This is a genomic window from Clostridium sp. AM34-9AC (assembly GCF_003480225.1).
Taxonomy (GTDB): Bacteria; Bacillota; Clostridia; order Lachnospirales; family Lachnospiraceae; genus Acetatifactor; species Acetatifactor acetigignens.
In genome coordinates this window covers 82,654-90,500 of sequence record NZ_QUIU01000014.1, presented here as the reverse complement: position 1 = coordinate 90,500, position 7,847 = coordinate 82,654, and the positions used below count along the sequence as shown (strand labels likewise).

General features: G+C 47.0%; 5 protein-coding genes and 1 other RNA gene. 2 read left to right on the top strand and 4 right to left on the bottom strand.

What is annotated here, in order from left to right:
* Window positions 1–38: 38 nt before the first annotated feature.
* Window positions 39–2,321 carry a glycogen/starch/alpha-glucan phosphorylase gene (locus DW835_RS10180; RefSeq protein WP_243037124.1) on the bottom strand — a complete coding sequence of 761 codons (2,283 nt, stop codon included), beginning with the start codon at window positions 2,319–2,321 and terminating at the stop codon, window positions 39–41.
* A gap of 274 nt (window positions 2,322–2,595) precedes the next feature.
* A complete protein-coding gene (locus DW835_RS10175; protein ID WP_022312642.1) occupies window positions 2,596–3,585 on the bottom strand; it encodes a LacI family DNA-binding transcriptional regulator in 990 nt (329 codons plus the stop codon).
* Between the two features lie 224 nt (window positions 3,586–3,809).
* Here DW835_RS10175 and tadA point away from each other — a divergent pair, with 224 nt between their 5' ends.
* Window positions 3,810–4,322, top strand: a complete 513-nt coding sequence (tadA, locus tag DW835_RS10170; protein WP_022312641.1) for a tRNA adenosine(34) deaminase TadA — start codon at window positions 3,810–3,812, stop codon at window positions 4,320–4,322.
* Here the strand turns inward: tadA and DW835_RS10165 are convergent.
* Window positions 4,305–5,903, bottom strand: a complete 1,599-nt coding sequence (locus DW835_RS10165) for a hypothetical protein (protein WP_117466009.1) — start codon at window positions 5,901–5,903, stop codon at window positions 4,305–4,307. The two genes, tadA and DW835_RS10165, sit on opposite strands and share 18 nt — an antisense overlap.
* 21 nt (window positions 5,904–5,924) lie before the next feature.
* Window positions 5,925–7,514, bottom strand: a complete 1,590-nt coding sequence (locus DW835_RS10160) for a hypothetical protein (RefSeq protein ID WP_118668838.1) — start codon at window positions 7,512–7,514, stop codon at window positions 5,925–5,927.
* Between the two features lie 122 nt (window positions 7,515–7,636).
* Between DW835_RS10160 and ffs the strand changes: the two genes are divergently transcribed.
* Window positions 7,637–7,805: signal recognition particle sRNA large type (ffs, locus tag DW835_RS10155), an RNA gene on the top strand.
* The last annotated feature ends 42 nt before the right edge of the window (window positions 7,806–7,847 follow it).

The following is a 7,847-nucleotide window of genomic DNA, read 5'->3' as shown; positions in this document are numbered from 1 at the left end:
ATGCCTATGCGCGGCTCATTGCTCGCGTAACTTTCCATTTATTTCAGCTTCCAGATATCTCTGTTGTACTCTGCAATAGTTCTGTCGGAGGAGAAGAATCCGGCCTTGGCGATGTTCACTAACATCATCTTCTTCCACTTCTGCTGATCCTCGTAATCAGCAAATGCCTGATCCTTTACCTTGATGTAGTCCTCTAAGTCAAGCAGGGTCATGAACCAGTCTTTGTTCAGCAGCTCGTTGTACAGACGCTCCAGGTTCTCCTTTTTGCCGACCTTGAGCACTTCTTTGCTGACGATGAAGTCTACAGCCTCTTTGATCACAGGGCTCTTCTTGTAGTAGTCCTTAGAAACATAATCTGCCTTCTCGTAATGCTTGATCACAGTGTCGCTGTCCTTACCGAAGATGTAGATATTGTCATCGCCTACCAGCTCATGGATCTCTACGTTTGCACCGTCACTGGTACCCAGTGTTACGGCACCGTTTAACATGAACTTCATGTTACCGGTTCCGGATGCCTCCTTGGATGCCAGGGAGATCTGCTCGGAGATATCGCAGGCAGGGATCAGCTTCTCAGCATAGCTTACATTATAGTTCTCTACCATAACAAGCTTCATGTAAGGGCTGACTTCAGGATCGTTATTGATAATGTCGGACATTACCAGCAGGAGATGGATGATATCCTGAGCAATCACATACGCAGGCGCAGCCTTTGCACCGAAGATAAAGGTCAGTGGAGTAGAAGGCTTCCTGCCGCCCTTGATCTCCAGATATTTGTGAATGATATACAGTGCATTCATCTGCTGACGCTTATACTCATGCAGACGCTTTACCTGAATATCGAAGATGGAATCGGGATTCAGCTCCACGCCCTCCTTCTCCTTGATATAGGATACCAGTTCTGCCTTCTTGGTCTTCTTGATGTCGTAGATGGCATCCAGTACGGCCTGATCGTCCTTATGCTCTAACAGCTTCTGTAATTCATCCGCATCCTTCTTGTAGCCGTCGCCAATGGTCTGGGTCAGGAAGGCAGCCAACTCATGGTTGCAGGACAGCAACCATCTGCGGAAGGTAATACCGTTGGTCTTGTTGTTGAACTTCTCGGGATAGATCTTGTAAAAATGATTGAGTTCGCTCTGCTTCAGGATCTCGGTATGGATCGCTGCCACGCCGTTGACACTATAGCCATAGTGGATGTCGATATGTGCCATGTGCACTCTCTTGTCCTTGTCAATGATCTGAACTTTTTCGTCCTTATATTTCTTTGCCACACGGTCACTCAGCTCCTTGATGATGGGAACCAGCTGAGGCACTACTTCCTCGATATAAGCCAGAGGCCATTTCTCCAGAGCTTCTGCCAGAATGGTGTGGTTCGTATAAGCACAGGTGCGGCTTACCACATCAATGGCTTCGTCCATGGTGAAGCCTTCCTCTGTGGTGAGAATGCGGATCAGCTCGGGGATAACCATGGTAGGATGGGTATCGTTGATCTGGATCGCTACATGCTCGGGCAGAGTATGCAGATCATAACCCTTTTCCTTTACTTCCTTCAGGATCAGCTGGGCACCGTTGCATACCATGAAGTATTCCTGATAGATACGCAGCAGATTACCTGCCTCATCGGAATCATCGGGATACAGGAACAGGGTCAGGTTCTTCTCAATGGCTTCCTTATCAAAAGTGATGCCCTTCTTTACCAGACTCTCGTCTACGGTCTCGACATCAAATAAATGCAGCTTGTTCAGTCCATTCTCATAACCTACGACATCAATATCATAAAGTACGGAAGTCACCTTGCGGTCACCGAAAGATACTTCGAATTTTGTGCCGGTATTGTTCAGCCAGGAATCCTTCTGGATCCAGTCATTCTTCTCGGCGTTCTGCAGGTGATCCTTGAATACCTGCTTGAACAATCCGAAGTGGTAATTCAGACCGATACCGTCCCCGGGAAGTCCCAGGGTAGCGATGGAATCCAGGAAGCAGGCTGCCAGTCTGCCTAAGCCCCCGTTACCCAGAGAAGGTTCGGGTTCTGCCTCTTCGATGTCTGCGATGGTTTTGCCGTTCTTCTTCAGGATATCGCTCAGCTCCTCATAGATGCCTAAATTGATCAGATTGTTGGATAACAGCTTACCGATCAGGAACTCCATGGAAATATAATATACCTTCTTGTCTCCTGTAATGGCGGGAGTCTCTGCCATCTTCTCTTTGGTCAGCTGCAATACTCCGGTGTACAGCTGTGCATCGGTGCAGGCACCGATATTCTTGCCATATAATTTGCCGGTGATCTCATTTAAAGTCTGCTCTAAATTCATTTCAAACTCCATTCTGCACGATAGTTTTATTTTTGCCAAAATGAATGTACCGTGCCACACTCATTTTTTCATATTCTTTTTCTTTGTCTGGGTACTATACTTATTTTTGATATCCCATACACTTGCTGCCGCTGCGCCTTGGGTATTTCCTGCACTTTCCGGCTTTTCATACCCTCGCAATACTGAGATTTTGTGTATGTCGTTCTCTTACAATACACAGGATAGCATAGGAAAACGTTTTCCGCAACCTTTTCTTTAATTTTCCTGATTTTTTGTGCAAAATAGCTTAACAGATAATGTCCTTATAGTACATTTTCACGATACTGTGGGGCATGATTACCTGATGCCCTTCCCCTCCGTTCATCAGCTGGTGTACCTCTTCCACGGCTCTGCTGGAGATGCTGTAGAAGTCCTGCCTTATGGTATTCATCTGCTTGCCGACATATCCCATCAGGGTGATACCATCGAAGCCGCACACCGGACGGAAAATATCCATATCGATCAATGCATTCATGGCACCTATGGCCATCAGATCGGAAGCGCAGACCACCACATCCTTATTCTTCGCATATTTCAATGCCACGTTTCTTGCCGTCAGCTCACTGAAGTCTCCCTGTCTGACCATCATGGTCAGATCCAGATCCTTCACCAGACGCTTCATCCCCTTCAATCTCTGATCCGTGACATAACCGTCTCTTCTGCCCGCAATGTAGAGCACTCGTTTACAGTTGTCATCCAGCACGGTCTTCTTCGCCACATCATACTGGGCCTGTTCCTGATCAATGCTGATGGATGTAGTCCTGGAATTGACAATCGGCGCATCCACTACCACACAGGCAAACTGTTTCTCCCGGATCAGCTTCTGCAGCACCTTGTCCTCCTTAGACATGCCATAGATCACCACGCCGGAAATACTCTGGGACAGAAAAGATCTTGTGATCTCTTCCGCCGTCATCCCCGCGATCATGGACGGAAAGATCGTCACGACTTCCACGTTCAGTTCCTTGGCCTTATCCAGTGCCCCTACCAGATACTGCATGAAGATCTGGTCAATGGCCTGGGTCTGTCTATTGGGATCCAGCACCAGCGCGATTCTTCCAAACTGCTTGGAGGAAAGCGCCGCAGCAATGGAATTCGGAATATAATTCAACTCCTTGATGGCGTCCTGTACCTTTTTCTTCGTCTCTTCACTGACATTAGGATAGCCATTTAAGACCTTGGATACTGTGGAAATAGCCACTCCGGCATGTTTTGCAACTTCTTTGATCGATACCATAAATCCCCCGTTCCGGTCGCAGTTCCTGCGCCCGTTGCTCTCCGTTACCGCAGCAAAATGCGGTCTCGTTCCATTTGACGTTTACTCATATATTCTCTATACTATAAGTTAACGGTAGTTTCGTCAATGTACAGCATTTACGAAATATAGTGTGATTTTTTGGAAAAGGTTTTCCAAGGCAGAATAAATCGGACAGCGCATGCGCCAGAAAGGCTACAGATACCATGGCAGTAATCAAAAGTGTGGAAGAAAAATATATGAAGGAAGCTCTGAAGCAGGCGAAAAAAGCCTATGCCCTGGGGGAAGTCCCCATCGGCTGTGTCATTGTACATGAAGGTAAGATCATCGGTCGTGGTTACAACCGGAGAAATACAGACAAGAATACATTGGCGCACGCAGAGATCACAGCGATCAACAAAGCCAGCAAAGTGATCGGCGACTGGCGTCTGGAAGAATGCACGCTCTATGTGACCCTGGAACCCTGCCAGATGTGCGCCGGTGCCATTGTGCAGGCCCGTATCCCTGAAGTAGTGATGGGCTGCATGAATCCCAAGGCGGGATGTGCAGGTTCGATCCTAAATATACTGGAAATGCCCCAGTTTAACCATCAGGTGAAGGTTACCCGGGGCATTCTGGAAACGGAATGCAGCCAGATGCTGAAGACTTTTTTTGAAGAGCTCCGCATCCGGAACAAACAGGAGAAAGCTGCCAGAAAGGCATCAGGCGATCTCTCGTAAGCTTTCTTCCTGTGTCTGGTTCTGTTCGGTTGTTTTTCTTCTATGCTTCGGTAATCGGGAAATCGCTCTTCCCGTTTCATAAAGTCCCATCGGCACAAAGAGGATCAAAAATACATAGTACGGAAATACATATCTGCTCTGCGCTTCCCAGATGATACTGAACAGGAAGCCACCTACTATGCCAATCAAAGGCAGCCACAATGCTGTCGGAATTTCTTTTTTTTGCCACCATCTTCCGCACAAAGCAATTCCAAGTACAAGTCCTGCCAAGTATACGATACTCTGGTAATAATTGGCCAGCTTCCATACGGTTTCATGTATGTTCCCATAGTACAGACTGGTAATCCCGGAGGACAGCGGTTCTCCATCCGTATCAAACGACTCTGTTGCCTTGAGGCTGGAAAACAGCGGTTCGATCCACTGATCTTCCAGTTTTCTCTTAAAGAAATCTCTGGCCATAGCCGGATTCTCCCGGAACTCCCGCAATCGTTCTCGAATATATTCCTTTCCTTCCTGTGCGGCAGGCTCCTGTTGAAAATCATGTTCTGCAAACGTGGTTTGCTGATAGCGATTGTACACCCCGGCCATGCCATCCGTCTCCTGTAATCCCATCGCAATCCAGAGAATGCTCGGAATGCCAATGTCACTGGGATATCCGGAACGGTATTCATACATTACATCTACCGCTTTCACCGTCAGTGCTGCCGTCAGAAGAATTGCAAACCCTGCCAGCAGATATTGTCCCTTCTTTTTCTTCAGGCAGACCAGAACTGCATAAATTCCCACTCCAATGAGTATGATCCATGTATTTTTCCGGGCAAGCACAGCAATCCCTGCCACACATGCCGCCAACGCAATATACCTCTTCTTCTCATAATGTTCATAAGCAGACACCGCCCAGAACATTACCATTCCAAAGCTGATACTGAGCACGTCCCCGTAAATATACGGTAAATACAGCAAAAAAGGAATACAGCCCAACATCATAATACAATATACGATTCTAAATATGGCTCTGTCTGTATTCAGTTTCAGGAAACCGTATCCTGCCAGAATCGCCAGTACCCACCATATTACATGCAGGATTTTTGCCGGAGTATAATTGAAATTTCCAAACAGGGCAAACAATATCTCATACAATATTCCCAGCCCTTTTTGCTGTTGATACATCCCGACATAGCCTCCGGGTTCCAGCATGATAAAATTACCCTCCCGACAATACGCCGCAAACGCCGTTGCATTGATCTGATCTCCCTCGGGATAATAGGGGTTCTTCAGAACATAAACACACCCAAGAATAAATGTCGTCATGCCAGTTGCCAGTAACGTGTATCTACAGATTTTTTCCTGTTTTTCCTGATTTTGAGCATTCAGCCATTTATCTCCCTCATAGACAAGGACAGATGTCAGCAGGAAAATAACAAAATGTTTCCAGGTACTGTCTTTTATCAGGAGATTTCTGATGCTGTAATCCACCGTTCCGTAATAAGAATACCGACAGGACCAGTAACTCAGGACCAAAAGAATGGGAATCAGACAGACAAGAAATATTCCCAACAGAATACGGTATATTTTTTCCATTAATGTTCCCTCATTTTTATCTTATAGTTCCACATAATTTCTGTCACCGACATATACTGCCAGCTTTTCATTCTCATATTCCAGTATCGGTGCTTCCCCTTCCGGAAATTGCTGTTCAAAGGCTTCACGCATTTCTGTCCGTACGACGTAAGCGGTCCGCATTTCCTTGGGCAGCGTCGGGGGATACCATTTCATACTGGTGAGCCACCAGTATCCGGAAAGACTGGCCATGGTATAGGAATGTCCCATCGTCACCCGGCCGTCCGTGATCAGACAGATCCGTTCGGCATCCCAGAATTCTGCATATCCGTAGTCGATTCCCGCTTCTGTCAGATAATCCGCCACTTCCTGATATTCCTTCAGGTTATCCTGTGTGGTGGCCGCTTCACAGTAGGTGTATTTCAGATTCAGCACCGCGAACAGCGCTACGGCCGTTAAGATCAGACCAGCGAACACCGGCTGTCCTTCCGACATATGATCCACCATCACCGCTACCAGAACAGCTGCTGCGAACCATGCCATGAAAAAGTAATAATGGGCCGCCTCCGCACTGGTGATCCCGATGATAAATGCTGTGACTCCCACAGAAGCAAGGAGAATTGTCAGTGCATCTTTTTGTCTGTCTGTGCTCTCTGTATTTTTCCGGAACACATACCAGAGTCCATACCCCAACAGGATCAGGAACACCCAGACAAGAAGCTGCATCAGAGAAGCAAAGCTCCCTACCTTTGCATTTCCCACCAGTCCGAAGTTCTCCAACAGGGCTGCCGGAACCCCAAGAAGCAGTTTCTCTACTGCCTCTCCCGGCTGCAGCAGATAGACTGCATAATCTCCTCTGCCGCCGTACAGACAGGATACCAGAAAAGCAAGTACAAGACTTCCCACATAGGCTGTGGCAAGATAACGTCCACCGGGCAGCTTCTGCCGGAGATGTCCGGATTCCATGAATAAAGCGATCACTTCCACTACAAGCAGTGGCAGGATGATGACCTGCAGACATCTCTGTCCCCCACAGTTCAGCAAAACTGCGGCAACAAACAATACCAGCCACTCCAGAAAGGTCTTCCGGGTCATCTGCCGGTTTTCTTTTAATTTCAGGTAAAACAGGATATTGAAAAACAGAAAAATGCCATGAAACACATAATACTCTGCAAATAGGAATAAAAGCAGCGCTACAAAAGGAACCATCTGCCCCTCATTGCGAAAACCGTTGATTGGCAGCGCACACAATACCAGCAATGCCGTAATTGATGCCGGTCTGCTCAAAGATAATTTTCTCAGAAAAAAATAAAATATCCCCAGCAAAATCGCACCCAATAGAACGCAGGTAATTCCCGCCGCCGTCTGCATGCTGCCGGTGATACCGTAAAATACGGCTGCAACCGTAGGCATTCCAATGATCCGTCTCTCCGTGCTGGAGATCCAGTCGTTGGGTGTAATATCCTTCTCCACCCAGATCTCCCGGGCCAGCAAAGCCTCTGCGGCAATATCCGAATCCACATGTTGTGCATATTTACACAGATTCAGGTAGCAAAATACTCCCAGATATATCAGTAAAAGTGCACCTATTATCCATCCCAGCAGGGATATACTTTTTCGCTTGTTTCTCATGGATCCTTCTCCGTAGGCAACTATCTTTCGACAAAATTACATATTATTTTAATTATAACACTCTTCCCTGTTTCCTTCAAGGCAAAGAGGCTTGACAAAAACCGGGGAACAGGATACACTTAAAAGGCCGTACATGTCCGGTATCATGGGAATAGTGATGAAACTCGGTCTTACGCAATGGGAATCTACGAACCGTGTCAGGTTGGGAACAAAGCAGCACTAAGTAGAACCTTCCATGTGCCGTGAGGAAACTGGGTGGAGCTGTTATCCTGGTCCGGCATGTGCGGTTTTGATATTTAAAGTGTTCTGTGAATTCATGGATAAGTCAGTTAA